The following is a 16,048-nucleotide window of genomic DNA, read 5'->3' as shown; positions in this document are numbered from 1 at the left end:
ATGCGGGGGGCGGGTACCCGGTCCGTGTCGCCTCGCCCCCGGTCGCCGCCGTCGACACGACCGGGTTACCTGGAATTCATGCCCGGTGGGAACCTCCGACATGGATACGTACGTACTATTACCGGCCACCTTCGGACAGTTCGCAGGTCGCCCAGACACTAGCGGGGGAGTTCTCATGCGTCATTTCGGGCAGATTGCCCCCGAAGTGCGGAAGCGCCTCTTCCACAAGGAGCCCTGCACCTTCACCGCGGACTCCCCGGCCCGGCTGCTCGCCGCGGCCCTGGGCGCCACGCTGTACAGCCCGGCCACCCGGCCCCGACTGGCCGACGACATCCTCAAGCAGGGCGCCGCCGGTGTGGTGTCGATGGTGCTGTGCCTGGAGGACTCGATCGACGACGCCGACGTACCGGCCGGCGAGGAGAACCTCGTCCGCCAGCTCACGGACCTGGCGGAACGTTCCGGCGCCGACGTCCCCCTGCTGTTCGTCCGGGTCCGCACCCCCGAGCAGATACCCGACCTCGTCCGGCGCCTCGGCCCCGCGGTGCGCCTGCTGTCCGGCTTCGTGCTGCCGAAGTTCACCGAGGAACGCGGTGTGCCCTTCCTGGAGGCCCTCTCCGCCGCCGAGGCCGCCTGCGACCGCAGGCTCTTCGCCATGCCCGTGCTGGAGTCGCCCGACCTGCTGTACCGGGAGTCCCGCGTGCAGACGCTGGAGGGCATTTTCCGCGCGGTCGACAAGTACCGCGACCGGGTGCTGGCCCTGCGGCTCGGCGTGACCGACTTCTGCTCCTCCTACGGGCTGCGCAGAGGCCCCGACATGACGGCGTACGACATCCAGATCGTCGCCTCCGTCATCGCCGACGTGGTCAACATGCTGGCCCGCGTCGACGGCACCGGATTCACGGTGACCGGCCCGGTCTGGGAGTACTTCCGCGTCCAGGAGCGGATGTTCAAACCGCAACTGCGCCAGAGCCCCTTCCTGGAGGGCCAGGCCGTAGCGCTGCGTCAGAAGCTGATCGAACACTCCATGGACGGTCTGCTGCGGGAGATCTCCCTGGACCGCGCCAACGGCCTGTTGGGCAAGACCTGCATCCACCCCTCGCACGTCCTGCCCGTGCACGCGCTGTCCGTCGTCAGCCACGAGGAGTACAGCGACGCGGCGGACATCCTTCGGCCGGAACGCTGCGGTGGGGGTGTCCTCAGGTCGGCGTACACGAACAAGATGAACGAGGTGAAGCCCCACCGCGCCTGGGCCGAACGGACGCTGCTGCGTGCCGAGGTCTTCGGGGTGGCGAACGAGGACATCGGCTTCGTGGAACTGCTCGCCGCCGGCCTGTCCGAATGAACGCAAGGAACCCATGACCGACGCAAGGACCCCTGCCACGGTGGACCACGGGAGGCACGAGTACATGACGGAGAGGGCGCGCGCCGAGGGGCGGGCCGGAGTCTGGTCCGGAAGCTGGGTGGCCGAGCGGCTCGGCGTCGAAGTCACCGGCGACGAGACGCTGACCGGCATGCTGGGCCTCGCCCTGCGCCGCAACCCCAAGCGGGCGCACCTGCTCGTCTCGAACGTGCTCGGCAAGCACGTCCCCCAGGCGCCGTCCGTGGTGTACGGCCACGGGGTCGCCCTCGGCCGGCGCGTCCGCGACCTGCTCGGCGAGGAAGCGGCCCGGAGCGCCGTCGTCCTGGGCTACGCGGAGACCGCCACCGGCCTCGGCCACTCGGTCGCCGACGGCCTCGGGCCGGCCCCGTACCTGCACTCCACCCGCCGCCCGGTCGCCGGGGTCGCCCGGGCGGGCGGCTTCGAGGAGTCCCACTCGCACGCGACCTCGCACCTGCTGCTGCCCGAGGACCCGGCGCTGCTGGCGGGGGACGGGGCGCTGGTGCTCGTCGACGACGAGTTCTCCACCGGCAACACGGTGCTCAACACCGTGCGCGCCCTGCACGAGCGCTACCCGCGCGAGCGGTACGTCGTGGTGGCCCTGGTCGACATGCGCTCGCCCGCCGACGCCGGCCGGCTGGAGGAGTTCGCCCGCGAGATCGGCGCCCGCGTCGACCTGGTGACGGCCGCCTCGGGCACGGTCCGGCTGCCGCCGGGGGTGCTGGACAAGGGGCAGGAGCTGGTCGCGCGCTACGAGGCCCCGAGCACGGATGCGGATGCGGATGCGGGTGCGGGAGCCGGGACCGGGGGAGCCGCCGGCCGTGTCGCCCGCGTCGACCTGCGCTGGCCCGACGGCGTTCCCGACGGCGGGCGGCACGGGTTCACGGCCGCGCACCGGGAGCGGCTGGAGCAGGCGCTGCCGGAGATGGCGGCGCGGATCGCCGGGGCACTGCCCGCCGGTGCCCGCCGCGTGCTCGTCCTCGGCTGCGAGGAGCTGATGTACGCCCCGCTGCGCCTGGCCCACGCGCTGGAGGGGACCGTCGACGCCGAGGTGCGCTACTCCACCACCACCCGCTCTCCCGTCCTCGCGGTCGACGACCCCGGCTACGCGATACGCACCCGCCTGGTCTTCCCCGCGCACGACGACCCGGCCGACGGCCCCGGCGAGCGCTACGCGTACAACGTCGCGGGCGCCGGCTTCGACGCCGTGGTCGCCGTCGTCGACTCGGCCGCCGACACCCCCGCCCTGCACGCCCGGGACGGACTGCCCGCCCGGCTCGCCGCCCACGTCCCGCACGTCCTGCTCGCGGTCGTCCCGTCGTACGTCCCGACGGCCCCGCACGCCCCCGAAAGGCCCTCCATGCTGCCCGAGCCCCTGCGCGGCCCCGACTTCTCCTCGTACCCGCCCGACGAGGTCGGGTGGCTGCTCCAGGACCTGTCGGACGTGACGCTGGAGGCGCCGACCGAGGAGCGCGAGGAGGCCATCCAGAGCGGCGGCGCGCACTACGCGGAGTCCCTGCCCGTGGAGTACCAGCCCACCGAGCAGTACCAGGAGCTGTTCCACGCGGCGCTGGCCACCTCCGCCGCCCGGCTGGCCCGCGCCGTCGGCGCCGTCACCGAGATCGTGCTCACCGAGCGGTCGCCCCGTCCCGTCCTGGTGTCCCTCGCCCGCGCGGGCACCCCCGTCGGCATCCTCATGCGCCGCTGGGCGCGGTTCCGCCACGGCCTCGACCTGCCCCACTACGCCGTGTCCATCGTCCGGGGCCGCGGCATCGACGCCAACGCGCTGCGCTGGCTGGCGGACCGTCACGACCCCGCCGACGTCGTCTTCGTGGACGGCTGGACCGGCAAGGGCGCCATCACCCGCGAACTCGCCACCGCCCTGCGCGCCTTCGAGGCCTCCGACGGCATCACCGGCTTCGACCCCGAGATCGCCGTACTGGCCGACCCCGCCTCCTGCGTGCGCACCTACGGCACCCGCGACGACTTCCTCATCCCCTCCGCGTGCCTCAACTCGACCGTCTCCGGGCTGATCTCACGCACCGTGCTCCGCGCCGACCTGGTCGGCCCGCACGACTTCCACGGCGCCAAGTTCTACCGCGAACTCAGCGGCGCCGACCTGTCGACGGCCTTCCTCGACGCCGTCTCCGCCCGCTTCCCGGACGTCGCCGACGCGGTCGACGCCCAGACCAAGGAACTCCTCGCCGTCGACCGCACGCCCACCTGGGAGGGCTGGGCCGCCGTCGAACGCATCAGCGAGGAGTACGGCATCCACGACGTGAACCTCGTCAAGCCCGGCGTCGGCGAGACCACCCGCGTGATGCTGCGCCGCGTGCCGTGGAAGGTGCTCGCGCGCGCCGGTGCCGGCGCCGACCTGGACCACGTGCGCCTGCTCGCCGAACAGCGGGGCGTACCCGTCGAGGAGGTCGACGGCCTGCCCTACACCTGCGTGGGGCTGATCCACCCCCGGTACACGCGGGGCGCGACCGGAGCCGACGGCAGGGCGGTGGCGCTCTGATGCCGGTACTCGTCGCCAGCGACCTCGACCGCACGCTCATCTACTCCGCCGCCGCCCTCGGGCTGACCATGCCCGACCTGAGGGCACCGCGGCTGCTGTGCGTCGAGGTCTACGAGAGCAAGCCCCTGTCCTACCTGACGGAGACGGCGGCCCGGCTGCTGACCGACCTCGGTGACGCGGCGCTGTTCGTGCCGACCACCACCCGGACCCGCAAGCAGTACCAGCGCATCAACCTCCCCGGCCCGCCGTCGAAGTACGCGATCTGCGCCAACGGCGGACACCTGCTGGTGGACGGCGTCTCCGACCCGGACTGGCACGCGCGGGTGACGGCACGGCTGGCCGACGAGTGCGCCTCGCTGGCCGAGGTCCGCGACCACCTGGCGCACACCGCCGACCCGCTGTGGGTACGCAAGCACCGGGTCGCCGAGGACCTCTTCGCCTACCTCGTCGTCGAGCGGGAACTGCTCCCCGAGGAGTGGGTGAAGGAACTCGCCGTGTGGGCCGAGAACCGCGGCTGGACGGTGTCCCTCCAGGGCCGCAAGATCTACGCGGTCCCGAAGCCGCTCACCAAGAGCGCCGCCGTGCGCGAGGTCGCCCGCCGCACCGGCGCCGACCTCACGCTGGCCGCCGGCGACTCCCTCCTCGACGCCGACCTGCTCCTCGCCGCGGACCGGGGATGGCGCCCCGGCCACGGGGAGCTGGCCGACTCCGACTGGACGGCGCCGGCGATCAGCGCCTTGCCCGAGCGCGGCGTGCTGGCGGGTGAGCGGATCCTCCGGGAGTTCCTCCACGCGGTGCGTCCGAGTCGCTGACCCCGCCGTCGTGGGCGTCGTGCTCCCCGGAACCGTCCCCGGCGCCCTCCCCGGTGCCGGGGCGGTCGTCGTCGGCCGACGGCCGGGCGTCCGGTCCGTCCCCGCGTCCGCGCCTGCGCTGTCCGCCGCCCGGCCGCATCAGCCGCCTGACGACGAAGGCCAGCAGCGCCAGGGCGGCGAGAGCGAGGATCACCTTCGAGTACGTGGAGGCGATGCCCGAGACCTTGGACCAGTTGTCGCCCAGCGCGTAGCCCGCGAGCACGAACACGGTGTTCCAGATCGCGCTGCCCAGCGTGGTCAGGGCCAGGAAGACGGGCAGCCGCATGCGCTCCACGCCCGCCGGCACGGAGATCAGACTGCGGAAGATCGGGATCATCCGGCCGAAGAAGACGGCCTTGGTCCCGTGCTTCTGGAACCAGGCCTCCGTCTTCTCGATGTCGGAGATCTTCACCAGCGGCAGCTTCCCCGCGATCGCCACCGTGCGCTCCCGGCCGAGCAGCGCGCCGACCCCGTACAGCGCGAGCGCGCCGATCACCGAGCCGGCCGTCGTCCACAGCAGGACGGCGATCAGGTTCATCCGGCCCGAGCTGGCCGCGAACCCGGCCAGTGGCAGGATCACCTCGCTCGGCAGCGGCGGGAAGAGGTTCTCCAGCGCGATGGCGAGGCCGGCGCCCGGGGCGCCGAGCCGGTCCATGAGGTCGTTGATCCACTCCGGTGCCGCGCCGCCGCTCGCGGCCGTCTGCACTGCGATGGCTGTCATGACGGCCACGCTAGGGAATCGGAGCTGAAGGGAGCCTGAGGAAACGCGTGGTACGGCTGGCTCCTGCTGGGCGGCATGGGCGACCCCGGTTCCTTCGTCCTCGGCTGGGCGGCTTCCTCCTCGTGTTCCTCGCCTGGCGGGGAATATGCGGCGGGGCGGGACGGGAGGGAGGCTGCCGGAAACGGCACGGACCGCGCGGAGGCGTCAGCCGCAGCAGCCTCCGCCGCAGCATCCGCCGCCTCCGCCACCCGGCGAGGGGGCGGGCGCCGGTCCGGCGGAGGAGCCGCCGACCGCGACCGTCGACAGCAGCTTCACCGTGTCCCCGTGCCCTGCGGGGCAGGCGGCGGGCGCGGAGGACTCGGCCATGGGACGGCTCAGTTCGAAGGTGTCGCCGCAGCTGCGGCAGCGGTACTCGTAGCGAGGCATGGGCACAGGTTAACCGGCTCGGCCGGACGGGCCGGCCCGTCGGCGCGAACCCGCCGGGCCGGTGGTCGCGCGGGTGGTCAGTGCCCGGCGCCGCGCTCCTCCCGGATGCCGGCCACGACGTCGGCCACCGTTCGCCGGACGGCGTCCGTCTCGGTCAGGAAGTGCCAGTAGTCGGGGTGCCGGCCCTCCAGCGTGGTGATCGCCCGCTCCAGCCGGGCCACGGCCTCGTCCAGCGGGCGCGCGTGCCGGGGGTCGGGGGTGTTGCGGCCCGCCATGGCCAGGCGCTGGGCGTCACGGATCGCGAAGCGGGTGCGTTCGATCTCCTGCGCCGGGTTCTTCTGCACCGCGTTCAACTGACGCAGCCGGTCGCCGGCGGCGGAGACCGCCTCGTCGGTCGCGTTCAGCAGCGCCCGTACGGTCGACAGCAGGGCGGTGGCGTCGGGCCAGCGCTGCTCCTCGCGGGCGGTCCGGGCCTCGGCCAGCTTCCGCTCCGCCTGCCGGACCGACTCGCCGGCCTGGTCCGGCACGTGCTGGAGGTCCTGCCAGCAGGCGACGGTGAACCGCCGGCGCAGCTCGCTCAGCACGGGCTCGACCTGTGCGGTGCGGGTGGTCAGGGCCTGGGCGCGGGTGCGCAGGGAGACCAGGCGGTGATCGATCTCGGCGGCCCGCTCCGGCAGCCGCTCGGCCTCCGCCCGCACCGCCCCGGCCTCCCGGATGACGCGTTCGGCCCGGTCGAGGGTCTCGGGCACGCCGTGCCGGCCCGCGCCCTGGTTCAGCCGGGTCAGCTCCGGTCCCAGGGCGGCGAGCCGGGCGGCGAGGTCGTCCGCCCGCAGCCCGGCCTCCCGTACGGCGTCGAGGGCGTCGGAGGCGGCGAGGAGGGTCTGCCGGGCGCGTTCGACGGCGGGCGCCAGCCGGGCGAGTTGGGTCTCGGCCTTGCCGAGGAGCGGGCCGAGTCCTTCGGCGAAGCGGTCCAGTTCCTGCTTGACGCGGCCCAGTTCGGTCCTGGCGGCGGTCAGTTCGCCGCGGGCGCGGGAGGCGGCGGACGCCTCCAGGTCGTCCCGGTCGAGGTCGTGGGCGTCGACGGCCTCGATGTACTGGTGGCTGGCCTCGTCGATGCGGCGGCCGAGCGCCTCGAAGTCGGTGACCGCGCGCCGGGCGGCGGGGGAGGCGTCGACGGCCGCGATCGTCTCGACCGAGATCCTGAGGTCCCGCTGCGCGGTGTCCAGCTCGTAGAAGGCGGCCGCCGCGTCGTCCTTAGCGGCCTGCGCCTCGGCCCGCTGGCTCTCGGCCCGTCCGCCGAACCACCGCCGGGTGCCGCCCCCGGCGAACGCGGCGGGCAGCGCGAGGGCGGCGAGGAAGGGCAGCCCCACGAGGGTGAGCGTGTCGCGGAGCGCGCCGGGCGGGCGCCGCCGACGGGAGCGGTGCGGCAGGCGCCGCGCGCGCGGCACCATCGGCGAGTACGGCTGCGATGGTGTCGCCGTCACATCCCTCTCCCGTGTCGTCCGGCCTGCCCGGGTCCATTCTCCCACCCGTTGAGGACGAACACACGGGCCCGGTCAGTTCGCGGTTTCGACCGTGACTTCGCCGTCCTGGGTCCGGGCGTTCACCACGTGGGAGCTGGCGTCGTCCCGGGGCACGGACACGTCGACCGAGCCGTCGTCGCTCTCGGCGGACACCTTGTACGTCTCCCGGGGCAGGGAGACGCGCACGGAACCGTCGTCGCTGCGGGTCTCCACCAGGTCCGGGACGGTGGCGAGCCGCAGGCGGACCGAGCCGTCCTGGGTCGAGGCCTTCACCTGGCGGGCGGAGACGTCCGCGCGCAGCGAACCGTCGTCGCTGTGCATCTCCAGCCGTCCCGAGGAGTCGCTGACGCGCACGGACCCGTCCGCCGTCCGGATGTCCAGGCTGTCCCGGAACCCCTGGGCCCGCACGCTGCCGTCGTCGGACCTGACCTTGACGGCGACGCCGCGCGGCACCTCCACGCGGTGCCTGGTGGCGCAGTCGGCGACCATTCCGGAGCAGTGCGTCCGCAGCTCCAGCCGGTCGCCGTCCATGCGCCAGGTCACCTTGGGATCGGAGCCGATGGCGACCGAGCCCTGGAACCACCGGGTCACCTCGACCTCGCCGGAAGGATGGCCGTCGGCGGCCACGATCTCCAGTGCGGAGTCGTCGGCGTCGATGGTCAGCGCGTCGCCCCGGAAGGCGAAGGTCCGGTGGTCGGGGTCCTTGTCCTCGTCGGCGGAGGCGCAGGCGCCGAGGCCGGCGACGAGGACGGCGACGGCACCGGCGGCGGCGAGTGCGCGGACCGGAAGCATGCGGCGGGACATGACGGTTTCCCCCAGGGACGGACGACGAGGCGCCGGCGGGCCGATCCGCGGTGCGGGACCCGGTGCGGCGGGACTCTCCGACCGTACGGAGCGGCGGGCCCCGGCGGGATCCGGGTCACCGGCGGATCGGGGGTGGGGATAACCCCCGCCCATGGCACCCATGGCACCCATGGCACCCGCGGCACCCGTGGCACCCGCGGCCCGGAGCCCTCGGGCGTTGCGGCGCACCGCACGGGGCCATGTAGGCTGTCGACTCGTCCTGGGTGCGTAGCTCAGGGGTAGAGCGCCTGCCTTACAAGCAGGATGTCGGCGGTTCGAAACCGTCCGCGCCCACCGGGACCGGCGCCGCTGTCGTCGGCGCGAAGGCCCTCGGAGATCCTCCGGGGGCCTTTCGTGTGCCCTCCGTCGCGGCCGCCTCGGGGCGGTGTCCCTCCCGTACGTCTCACGCGTCCGTGGCCGGGGTGTCGCCCGGCGGGGCGTCACGGGCCCGCTTCAGCTCCGAGCGGGCGTCCACCTGGTCGGGGCCGGTGATCTGCGACCAGTAGCGGTGGGTGCTGACGAACACGGCGAGCTCCCGCTCGCGCCGTCGGAGCTTCTCCACCTCGGCCTGCTCGTCCGCCGACCAGCCGGGGGAGGCGGGGCGCTCGACCTTGCGCCAGCCGCTGTCGTCGCTGAAGCCGTCGAGTGGCTCGACGGACCAGGGAAGTCTCTTCAGCAGGGCCGCCAGCTCGGCCCGGACCTGGTGCAGTTCCTCCTGACCGGCGAGGAGGTCACTGGGGAAGTCATAGGTCGTAGCCACGGGCTCAATGATACGCCTGTTCGATTTTGAGGCGCGCGTTCCCTTCGGTGGTTCACGCGAAAGGGTGGCCCCCGCGACCGGGGCCGGATGTCAGACCCCTGCCCTACCGTGAGGAGCATGGACGGCGTGGGCGAGTGGACCGGGAGCGGCGCGGAGCAGGTGCGCCTGGTCCCCTGGTCGGAACGGGACCTGTGGCTGCTGCGCAGGACGAACAGCCCGGAGATGACCGCGCACCTGGGCGGCCCGGAGAGCGAGGAGCGGCTCCTCGGCCGGCACCGGAGGTACACCGAGCTGGAGGCGGGGCGGATGTACCGGGTGGTGTCGGCGGACGGTGAAGAGACCGTGGGCTCGATCGGGTACTGGCAGCGGACCTGGCGGGGCGCGGAGGTGTGGGAGACCGGGTGGGCGGTACTGCCCGAGTTCCAGGGGCGCGGACTGGCCGCCTCGGCGGCCCGTGCGGTGACGCGGGCGGCCCGCGCGGCCGGCCGGCACCGGTATCTGCACGCTTTCCCGGACACCGGCCACGCCGCGTCCAACGCGGTCTGCCGCAGGGCCGGCTTCACCCTGCTCGGACAGGCCGACTTCGAGTATCCGAAGGGCCACTGGATCAGGTCGAACGACTGGCGGGTGGACCTGGAGAAGGGAGACTGACCTCATGTGCCGCAGCATCAAGACACTGCGTCCGCCCGTGCTGGCCGAGGAGGCCACGGGGGACGAGATCAGGGCCGCCGCCCTGCAGTACGTGCGCAAGGTCTCGGGGTTCCGTGCGCCGGCCGCGCACAACCGCGAGGTCTTCGATCAGGCCGTGGAGGCGATCACCGCGGCCACGGCCGAGCTGCTCGACGGCCTGGAGGTACGAGGAGGCGCCGGCGCCCAGAAGGCCTCCTGACGCCGTCGCGCCGACCCGATCGTGGGTCGGCGTGCAGCCGTTCGCGCGTCGCGACTAGGCGTGCCGGCGTCCGGAAGGCCATCTGATGCCGTCGCGCCGACCCGATCGTGGGTCGGCGTGCAGCCGTCCGGGTGGCCTGTGGCGGTTATCTGTGCCGGTGCACGGAAGGCCTTCTGATGCCGTCCGCCGCCCTGACCGTGGGTCGGCGTGCAGCCGCCCGCGCGGCCCGTCGCCACTCTTCGTGCCGGTGCCCGGAAGGCCTCCGGCCACCGTCGCGGCGACCCGATGCTGGTCCGGCGCGCACCCGCCCGCGCGGCCCGTCGCGGTTACCCGTCCGCTACGAGGCCTCCGTCGCCCGGGGCCGGGGGCGCATCAGGAACGCGGCCCCGGCTCCCGCGCCGAAGAGGGCGGCCAGTGACACTCCGGCCGCCAGCCAGGTGGCGCCCAGCCACTGGCCGCCGAAGTAGCCGAGGGCCACGCTGTAGGCGGCCCACGCCAGCCCGGCGAGGGCCGACCAGGGGAGGAACTCGCGGACCCGGCGGTGGGCGGTGCCCGCGAGCAGCGAGACCACCGAGCGCCCGGCCGGGGCGAAACGGGCCACCACGACGAGGGCGCCGCCACCGCGGGCGAGCGCCCCGCCGAGACGTTCCTGCGCCGTGACCAGGCGACGGGACCGGGCGATCGCGCGGTCCAGACGCGGACCGCCGCGCCAGGCGAGGCGGTAGACGGCCAGGTCGCCGAGGACCGAGGCGGTCGCGGCGCACAGCGTCAGGACCAGGATGTCGGGGACGTCCTGCGGAACCCGCCCGGCCGCCGCCGCGCCCGATCCCGCGGCCGCCGCGGTGGCCGCCGTGATCACCAGGACACCGCTCGGCAGCACCGGCAGGAAGATGTCGAGGAGCACGGAGACGGCCACCACCACATAGATCCATGGGCTGCTGACCAGCGCACCGACACTGCCGAGACCTTCGACCACCACAACTCCCCGTTCCTCCCCCGTGGGCCGGGCCATGCCGCGGGACGCGGGGACGGCAGGAGCGGCCGATGACAGCCATACAGCGTACGCCGGGGGTGTGACAGACAGTTCACAGGGGGCTCAGGTCTTCACCACGGAGCGTTCACCTGAGAGACGGCCGGAGCGGTCCCGCGGTGCGCCGCGTCCGGATCAGGCCGCGACCGGCGTCTGCCGCTCGGTGACGGACTCCGGCCGCTCGGAGGTGCGCCGGGTGAGCAGCCGGTCCAGGCCGAAGGCGCCGGAGCCGGTGAAGACGAGCAGCAGGAAGGCCCAGCAGAACATGGCCGAGGCCTCGCCGCCGTTCTCCATCGGCCACAGGGCGGACGGCTGGTGGACCTTGAAGTACGCGTAGGCCATGGAGCCCGAGGAGACGAGCGCGGCGGCGCGGGTGCCGAGGCCGAGCAGCACCAGGGTGCCGCCGACCAACTGGATGACGGCCGCGTACCAGCCGGGCCAGGTGCCGGCGTCGACCGTGCCGCCGCCCGACGCGCCGCCCAGGACACCGAAGAGGGAGGCGGCGCCGTGGCAGGCGAAGAGCAGGCCGACGACTATGCGGAACAGGCCGAGGGCGTAGGGCTGGGCGCTGTCGAGGCGTCCGGACATGTGGGGGGTGCTCCTTCGGTCGGGCCGGCCCGACGAGGGGCCGGTGGGGGGACGGAACCGAGTGGGCTGCCCACGTTAGGTGAGCCTAACGAGTACTTGCAAGTTCAACATTAGGCCAAGGCGTGACGTGCGGTGGCGTCGCGGCCGCGGGTCGCGCCACAGGTGGGAGCGCTCCCACAAGTGAGGCGGAGCCCGCCGGTGTGACTTGTTTCGTACCCGGCTCCGCCCCCCGTGACCCGCGGCCGCGGCTACGCCAGCTCGCGCTCCGTGATCAGCCGCAGCGCGGTCGTCCCGTCGCGTTCCGCCTGTGCCTGCTCCAGGCGCAGCCGGGCGGAGCGTCCCCGCAGGGTCAGCGTCATGATCTGGTTGCCGAACCAGGGGCCGCCGGTCTTGCGCCAGCCGACCGCGGGCGCCGCACAGCGCCCGTGCCGGGCGATGCGCCGGCCGAGGGCCCGCGCCGCGGCGCTCCAGCCGAAGCGGAAGCCGAGCCGGATCGAGAGCGGCACCGAGTTGTGGACGGGGGAGCAGGTCAACTGCGCCACCCGGGCGTCGGGGGTGCGCCCCGGCCAGGACGGCTCGGCCACGTAGGCGTGGTGGACGTCGCCGGAGAGCACACTCACCGTCGCGGGCGCCCCCGGCCCGGTGCCGGCCTCGGCGATGAGGTCCGCGAGGGCGTCGAAGGAGGCCGGGAAGGCCGCCCAGTGCTCCAGGTCCGCGCCCCGCCTGATCTTCTCGCCCTGCCGGGCCCAGCGGGCGCCCCGCTCACCGGCGCAGATCGCGGCGTTCCACGCCTCCACGTCGTGCACCAGGTGGGGCAGCAGCCAGGGCAGGGAGGTGCCGATCAGCAGGTGGTCGTACGACTCCCGGTCGTCCATGACCTGCTCGCGCAGCCAGGCGTCCTCGCCCGGGTCGAGCATCGCGCGGTGGTCCTCGTCCAGGACGCGGGCCGCGCGGGAGTCGACCATCAGCAGCCGTACGCGCCCGAAGTCGCGCCGGTAGCTCCAGCGGACGGAGGCCGGGTCGGCGTCGGCCCGCGCGGCGAACGAGCGGAGCGCCTCGGTGCCGTCTTCGGCCTCGCGGACGGCCGCGTAGAGGGGGTCGGCGGCCAGCTCGTCGGGGGACAGGTTGCCGAGCTGCTGGTACACCCAGTAGGACATCAGCCCGCTCAGGATGCGCTCGTTCCACCAGTCGGTGGCCCGCATGTCGGCGAGCCAGGCGGCGGAGGTGTTCCAGTCGTCGATGACGTCGTGGTCGTCGAAGATCATGCAGCTGGGCACGGTGGACAGCAGCCAGCGCACGTCCGGGTCGGTCCACGACTCGTCGTAGAGGTGGCTGTACTCCTCGTAGTCCCCGACCTGGTCGCCCGGCCCCTCGTCCAGGCTCCGGCGGCCGGAGATCCACTCGCGCGTGGCGTCGGAGACCTCGTCGGCGTACACCTGGTCGCCGAGCAGGAGCAGCAGGTCGGGCCGGGCGCCCTCCGGGTCGGCCGCGATGCGGGCGGCCAGGGTGTCCAGCGCGTCCGGGCCCACCGGGTCCTTCCCGCCGGCCGGGGGCGCGGCCCAGCGGCACGAACCGAAGGCGACGCGCAGATCCCCGTCCGCCGGGGAGGTGGCGATCACCGACGGCGGGAAGCGCGAGTCGGGCAGCGGCCACACGCGCGTGTCGTCGAGGAGGACCTCGTACTCCGTCGCCGTGCCCGGGGTCAGGCCGCTCACCGGGACCAGGGCGTAGTGGTGGCCCGCGACGCGGAAGGTGCGGGCCGTGCCCTTGGCGCCGTCGGCGCAGCGGACCTCGGCGGTGCAGGGCCGGTCGGTCTCGACCCAGACGGTCGCGCACGAGCCGTCGGTGTATCTCAGCAGTGGTCCCAGGCGCAGTCCGGCCATGGTGATCCCCTCCTCCGTCGCCCCGTACGGTACGGAACGACGGAGGCCGAGGGGGAGGCTCCGCGCCGAACGCGTGAGGGACGGGACGTCAGCAGTTCGCGAGCTGGCTTTGCAGGGCCGACTTCTCGGCGGAGTCCACCGAGAGGTCGTAGTAATACTTCACCTGTACCCAGGCTCGGGCATATGTGCAGCGGTATGCGGTGCGCGAGGGAATCCAGGTGGCCGGGTCCTGGTCGCCCTTGGACTGGTTGACGTTGTCGGTGACCGCGAGGAGCTGGGGGCGGGTCAGGTCGTTGGCGAAGGACTGGCGCCGGGAGGTGGTCCAGGAGCCGGCGCCCGAGTCCCAGGCCTCGGCGAGCGGGACGAGGTGGTCGATGTCGACGTCGGCGGCGGCGGACCAGGTGGCGCCGTCGTAGGGGGAGTACCAGCTGCCGCTGGTGGCGGCGCAGGAGGAGTCGGTGACGACGCCCGAGCCGTCGCGCTTGAGGACGGTCTCGCGGGTGTTGCAGGCGCCGGACTGCGTGATCCAGTGCGGGAAGAGGTCGCGGTCGTAGCCGGTGCGGTTCTCGGTCCTCACCGTGAGGGTGGCGAGGTAGGAGCGGGCGGTGGCGCCGCTGACCGGGGTGGGGAGGGCGGCGGAGGCGGCCGGGCCGTTGAGGAGCCCGGCGGAGGCTATGAGTCCGGTGAACGCGGCGAGGAAACCGAGCCGTCGACGCGCGTAGAACTTCGACATGCGAACTCCCTGGGGAGGTGGGGGTGTGGGGACGCGGGCAGGGGGAATGCTCGCGACGCCGCATGGCGCACAGGTGTGCGGCCGGTAAGAAGTTAGTGACGTGTGCATGGCACGTCTATGGGTGCGACGGGACTCGTGACGGAGCGCCCCGGGACGTTCGCCCCTCGATGCCGCCCGGGCGCTCGCGTACTATGGACGGCGCAGAAGGGGAGTAGCTCTTCGCCGGACCGTCGACATACTGCTCAGCTCGTCTGAGCCGGCGCCCGGAGGCAGGCCTCGTACGCGGGGCCGGCCAGCGAGACCTTCGGCAAGCAGTGCAGGCCCGTGCCGTACGGCGGGGGCGACCGTGTGCTGCCGTGCCGAGGGGTCCGCAGCGCAGGACCAGCACTCTCGGCGGGGCGGCCCCGACCGATAGAGGAACCCTTGATCAGCCTGACCGTGACGGCCGTAGTCTTCGGCGTCGTCTTCCTCGCGGAACTTCCGGACAAGACCGCGCTCGCCGGCCTCGTCCTCGGCACCCGCTACCGGGCCTCGTACGTCTTCGCCGGCGTGGCCGCCGCCTTCCTGGTGCACGTCGTGCTGGCGGTCGCGGCCGGCAGCGTGCTCACCCTGCTGCCGCAGCAGATCGTGCACGCGGTCACCGGCGTGCTGTTCCTGGGCGGCGCGGCCGTGCTGCTGATGCGGAAGGACGACGAGGACGAGGAGATCCGCAAGCCGGAGGACCAGTCCTTCTGGAAGGTCTCCGGGGCGGGCTTCATGCTCATCCTGGTCGCGGAGTTCGGCGACCTCACGCAGATCATGACGGCGAACCTGGCGGCCCGCTACGACGACCCGCTCTCCGTCGGCCTCGGCGCGGTGCTCGCGCTGTGGGCGGTGGCCGGGCTCGGCATCGTCGGCGGGAAGGCCCTGATGAAGCGGGTGCCGCTGGCGCTGATCACCAAGATCGCGGCGCTGCTGATGCTGGGCCTCGGCCTGTGGAGCCTGTGGGAGGCGGTCGCCGGCTGAGCCCCGGTCCGCGGGCCGGCCCCCGGCGGGACGGGTGTCGGGTGAGGCGAACGGCACGTGAACGTTTCGGCGGGGCGGTGGCGCGACCCCCGGTGCGTTTTGTACCGTGGAGGAACAAAGTGGCTCCCGCCCGTTCTCCCTGACCGGCGGGCGGGGCCGCCTTGTTTCCTCCCCGCGTCTGGAGTCTGCCGATGTCGGCCACCGCCACCACCGTCCTCACCGCCCGTGCCCTGCTGCTGGACATGGACGGCACCCTCGTCAACTCGGACGCCGCCGTCGAGCGCGTCTGGCGGCGCTGGGCCGACCGGCAGGGGCTGGACGGCGACGAGGTCATGAAGGTCGTCCACGGGCGGCAGGGCTACGCGTCGATGGCGTTGCTGCTGCCGGACCGGCCCATGGAGCAGAACCACGCGGACAACGCGCGCATGCTCGCCGAGGAGACCGCCGACACCGAGGGCGTCGTCGAGATCCCCGGGGCGTCGGAGTTCCTCGCCTCGCTGCGCGGTCTGCCGCACGCCCTGGTGACGTCGGCGGACGTGCCGCTGTCCACGGCGCGGATGGCCGCCGCCGGGCTCGCGCAGCCGGACGTCCGGGTCACCGCCGAGTCCGTCGGCGCCAGCAAGCCCGACCCCGAGGGTTTCCTCAAGGGTGCGGCCGAGCTGGGCGTCGCCCCCGCCGACTGCATCGCCTTCGAGGACTCCGGCGCCGGCATCACCGCCGCCCGCGCCGCCGGGATGCGGGTCGTCGGGGTCGGTCCCCGGGCCGCGCTGCACGGGCCCGACGTGGTCGTGGAGGACCTGAGGCGGGTCCGGGTGGAGGCCGGCGCGGACGGGACGCTGCGGCTGCACGTCGGCTGAGCGGCGGCCGGCCGCACGCCGGTGGAGCCACGAGCCGCGGCTG

At 73.7% G+C, this 16,048-nt stretch carries 16 protein-coding genes and 1 tRNA gene; 8 read left to right on the top strand and 9 right to left on the bottom strand.

Annotation, left to right across the window (positions count from 1 at the left end; translation table 11 throughout):
* Positions 1 to 175 precede the first annotated feature (175 nt).
* The 3 genes from ACGF5T_RS12125 (at position 176) to ACGF5T_RS12115 (ending at position 4,708) form a co-directional block, all read left to right on the top strand.
* Positions 176 to 1,342, top strand: coding sequence for an HpcH/HpaI aldolase/citrate lyase family protein (locus tag ACGF5T_RS12125; RefSeq protein ID WP_356611347.1), 1,167 nt, complete (start codon positions 176 to 178; stop codon positions 1,340 to 1,342).
* A gap of 64 nt (positions 1,343 to 1,406) precedes the next feature.
* Positions 1,407 to 3,896 (top strand): phosphoribosyltransferase, encoded by a 2,490-nt coding sequence (locus ACGF5T_RS12120; protein WP_366766642.1) that lies wholly within the window; start codon positions 1,407 to 1,409, stop codon positions 3,894 to 3,896.
* On the top strand, positions 3,896 to 4,708 hold the full coding sequence (locus ACGF5T_RS12115; protein ID WP_356611349.1) for an HAD family hydrolase: 813 nt from the start codon (positions 3,896 to 3,898) through the stop codon (positions 4,706 to 4,708). The genes ACGF5T_RS12120 and ACGF5T_RS12115 overlap by 1 nt, the downstream gene beginning before the upstream one ends.
* Here ACGF5T_RS12115 and ACGF5T_RS12110 read toward each other — a convergent pair.
* The 4 genes from ACGF5T_RS12110 to ACGF5T_RS12095 all read right to left on the bottom strand — a co-directional run bounded on the left by ACGF5T_RS12110 (position 4,626) and on the right by ACGF5T_RS12095 (position 8,221).
* Positions 4,626 to 5,468 carry a DedA family protein gene (locus ACGF5T_RS12110; protein WP_361011310.1) on the bottom strand — a complete coding sequence of 281 codons (843 nt, stop codon included), beginning with the start codon at positions 5,466 to 5,468 and terminating at the stop codon, positions 4,626 to 4,628. The two genes, ACGF5T_RS12115 and ACGF5T_RS12110, sit on opposite strands and share 83 nt — an antisense overlap.
* Before the next feature lie 204 nt (positions 5,469 to 5,672).
* Entirely contained in the window at positions 5,673 to 5,894 is a 222-nt protein-coding gene (locus tag ACGF5T_RS12105) for a zinc ribbon domain-containing protein (protein ID WP_356611353.1), read from the bottom strand.
* Positions 5,895 to 5,971: 77 nt separating this feature from the next.
* Complete coding sequence (locus tag ACGF5T_RS12100) at positions 5,972 to 7,378, bottom strand: hypothetical protein (RefSeq protein ID WP_366766578.1); 1,407 nt, start codon at positions 7,376 to 7,378, stop codon at positions 5,972 to 5,974.
* A gap of 72 nt (positions 7,379 to 7,450) precedes the next feature.
* Positions 7,451 to 8,221: a DUF4097 family beta strand repeat-containing protein gene (locus tag ACGF5T_RS12095; RefSeq protein ID WP_366766579.1), complete on the bottom strand. Its 771-nt coding sequence runs from the start codon at positions 8,219 to 8,221 to the stop codon at positions 7,451 to 7,453.
* A 261-nt stretch (positions 8,222 to 8,482) separates the two neighbouring features.
* Between ACGF5T_RS12095 and ACGF5T_RS12090 the strand changes: the two genes are divergently transcribed.
* Positions 8,483 to 8,554 (top strand) — tRNA-Val (locus ACGF5T_RS12090).
* Positions 8,555 to 8,663: 109 nt separating this feature from the next.
* Here ACGF5T_RS12090 and ACGF5T_RS12085 read toward each other — a convergent pair.
* The gene (locus tag ACGF5T_RS12085; RefSeq protein ID WP_366766580.1) at positions 8,664 to 9,020 is read right to left on the bottom strand and encodes a hypothetical protein; all 357 of its coding nucleotides are present in this window, start codon (positions 9,018 to 9,020) and stop codon (positions 8,664 to 8,666) included.
* 117 nt (positions 9,021 to 9,137) lie between these two features.
* On the opposite strand from ACGF5T_RS12085, the gene ACGF5T_RS12080 reads away from it, so the two are divergent.
* Positions 9,138 to 9,671 carry a GNAT family N-acetyltransferase gene (locus ACGF5T_RS12080; protein ID WP_366766581.1) on the top strand — a complete coding sequence of 178 codons (534 nt, stop codon included), beginning with the start codon at positions 9,138 to 9,140 and terminating at the stop codon, positions 9,669 to 9,671.
* Between the two features lie 4 nt (positions 9,672 to 9,675).
* On the top strand, positions 9,676 to 9,909 hold the full coding sequence (locus ACGF5T_RS12075) for a DUF2277 domain-containing protein (RefSeq protein WP_366766582.1): 234 nt from the start codon (positions 9,676 to 9,678) through the stop codon (positions 9,907 to 9,909).
* 337 nt (positions 9,910 to 10,246) lie between these two features.
* Here the strand turns inward: ACGF5T_RS12075 and ACGF5T_RS12070 are convergent, their stop codons facing one another.
* The 4 genes from ACGF5T_RS12070 to ACGF5T_RS12055 all read right to left on the bottom strand — a co-directional run bounded on the left by ACGF5T_RS12070 (position 10,247) and on the right by ACGF5T_RS12055 (position 14,143).
* A complete protein-coding gene (locus tag ACGF5T_RS12070; RefSeq protein WP_366766583.1) occupies positions 10,247 to 10,921 on the bottom strand; it encodes a VTT domain-containing protein in 675 nt (224 codons plus the stop codon).
* A gap of 153 nt (positions 10,922 to 11,074) precedes the next feature.
* On the bottom strand, positions 11,075 to 11,527 hold the full coding sequence (locus ACGF5T_RS12065) for a DoxX family protein (protein WP_356611366.1): 453 nt from the start codon (positions 11,525 to 11,527) through the stop codon (positions 11,075 to 11,077).
* 248 nt (positions 11,528 to 11,775) lie between these two features.
* The gene (locus ACGF5T_RS12060) at positions 11,776 to 13,410 is read right to left on the bottom strand and encodes an alkaline phosphatase D family protein (RefSeq protein ID WP_366766584.1); all 1,635 of its coding nucleotides are present in this window, start codon (positions 13,408 to 13,410) and stop codon (positions 11,776 to 11,778) included.
* A gap of 88 nt (positions 13,411 to 13,498) precedes the next feature.
* Positions 13,499 to 14,143, bottom strand: coding sequence for an HNH endonuclease family protein (locus ACGF5T_RS12055; protein ID WP_356611370.1), 645 nt, complete (start codon positions 14,141 to 14,143; stop codon positions 13,499 to 13,501).
* A gap of 423 nt (positions 14,144 to 14,566) precedes the next feature.
* Between ACGF5T_RS12055 and ACGF5T_RS12050 the strand changes: the two genes are divergently transcribed.
* Positions 14,567 to 15,148: a TMEM165/GDT1 family protein gene (locus tag ACGF5T_RS12050; RefSeq protein WP_356611372.1), complete on the top strand. Its 582-nt coding sequence runs from the start codon at positions 14,567 to 14,569 to the stop codon at positions 15,146 to 15,148.
* Positions 15,149 to 15,339: 191 nt separating this feature from the next.
* Positions 15,340 to 16,005, top strand: coding sequence for an HAD family hydrolase (locus ACGF5T_RS12045; protein WP_356611374.1), 666 nt, complete (start codon positions 15,340 to 15,342; stop codon positions 16,003 to 16,005).
* The last annotated feature ends 43 nt before the right edge of the window (positions 16,006 to 16,048 follow it).

This window comes from Streptomyces sp. NPDC047853, assembly GCF_043204535.1.
Classification (GTDB): domain Bacteria; phylum Actinomycetota; class Actinomycetes; order Streptomycetales; family Streptomycetaceae; genus Streptomyces.
The sequence above is the reverse complement of the archived record's forward strand: the minus strand, read 5'-3'. Positions and strand labels throughout refer to the sequence as shown.

Coding starts and splice junctions, on each gene's coding strand:
- ACGF5T_RS12110 (WP_361011310.1), bottom strand. CDS start 5,468: ATGACAGCCATCGCAGTGCAGACGGCCGCGAGCGGCGGCGCGGCACCG.
- ACGF5T_RS12105 (WP_356611353.1), bottom strand. CDS start 5,894: ATGCCTCGCTACGAGTACCGCTGCCGCAGCTGCGGCGACACCTTCGAA.
- ACGF5T_RS12055 (WP_356611370.1), bottom strand. CDS start 14,143: ATGTCGAAGTTCTACGCGCGTCGACGGCTCGGTTTCCTCGCCGCGTTC.
- ACGF5T_RS12070 (WP_366766583.1), bottom strand. CDS start 10,921: ATGGCCCGGCCCACGGGGGAGGAACGGGGAGTTGTGGTGGTCGAAGGT.
- ACGF5T_RS12060 (WP_366766584.1), bottom strand. CDS start 13,410: ATGGCCGGACTGCGCCTGGGACCACTGCTGAGATACACCGACGGCTCG.
- ACGF5T_RS12125 (WP_356611347.1), top strand. CDS start 176: ATGCGTCATTTCGGGCAGATTGCCCCCGAAGTGCGGAAGCGCCTCTTC.
- ACGF5T_RS12115 (WP_356611349.1), top strand. CDS start 3,896: ATGCCGGTACTCGTCGCCAGCGACCTCGACCGCACGCTCATCTACTCC.
- ACGF5T_RS12065 (WP_356611366.1), bottom strand. CDS start 11,527: ATGTCCGGACGCCTCGACAGCGCCCAGCCCTACGCCCTCGGCCTGTTC.
- ACGF5T_RS12075 (WP_366766582.1), top strand. CDS start 9,676: ATGTGCCGCAGCATCAAGACACTGCGTCCGCCCGTGCTGGCCGAGGAG.
- ACGF5T_RS12095 (WP_366766579.1), bottom strand. CDS start 8,221: ATGTCCCGCCGCATGCTTCCGGTCCGCGCACTCGCCGCCGCCGGTGCC.
- ACGF5T_RS12045 (WP_356611374.1), top strand. CDS start 15,340: ATGTCGGCCACCGCCACCACCGTCCTCACCGCCCGTGCCCTGCTGCTG.
- ACGF5T_RS12120 (WP_366766642.1), top strand. CDS start 1,407: ATGACGGAGAGGGCGCGCGCCGAGGGGCGGGCCGGAGTCTGGTCCGGA.
- ACGF5T_RS12080 (WP_366766581.1), top strand. CDS start 9,138: ATGGACGGCGTGGGCGAGTGGACCGGGAGCGGCGCGGAGCAGGTGCGC.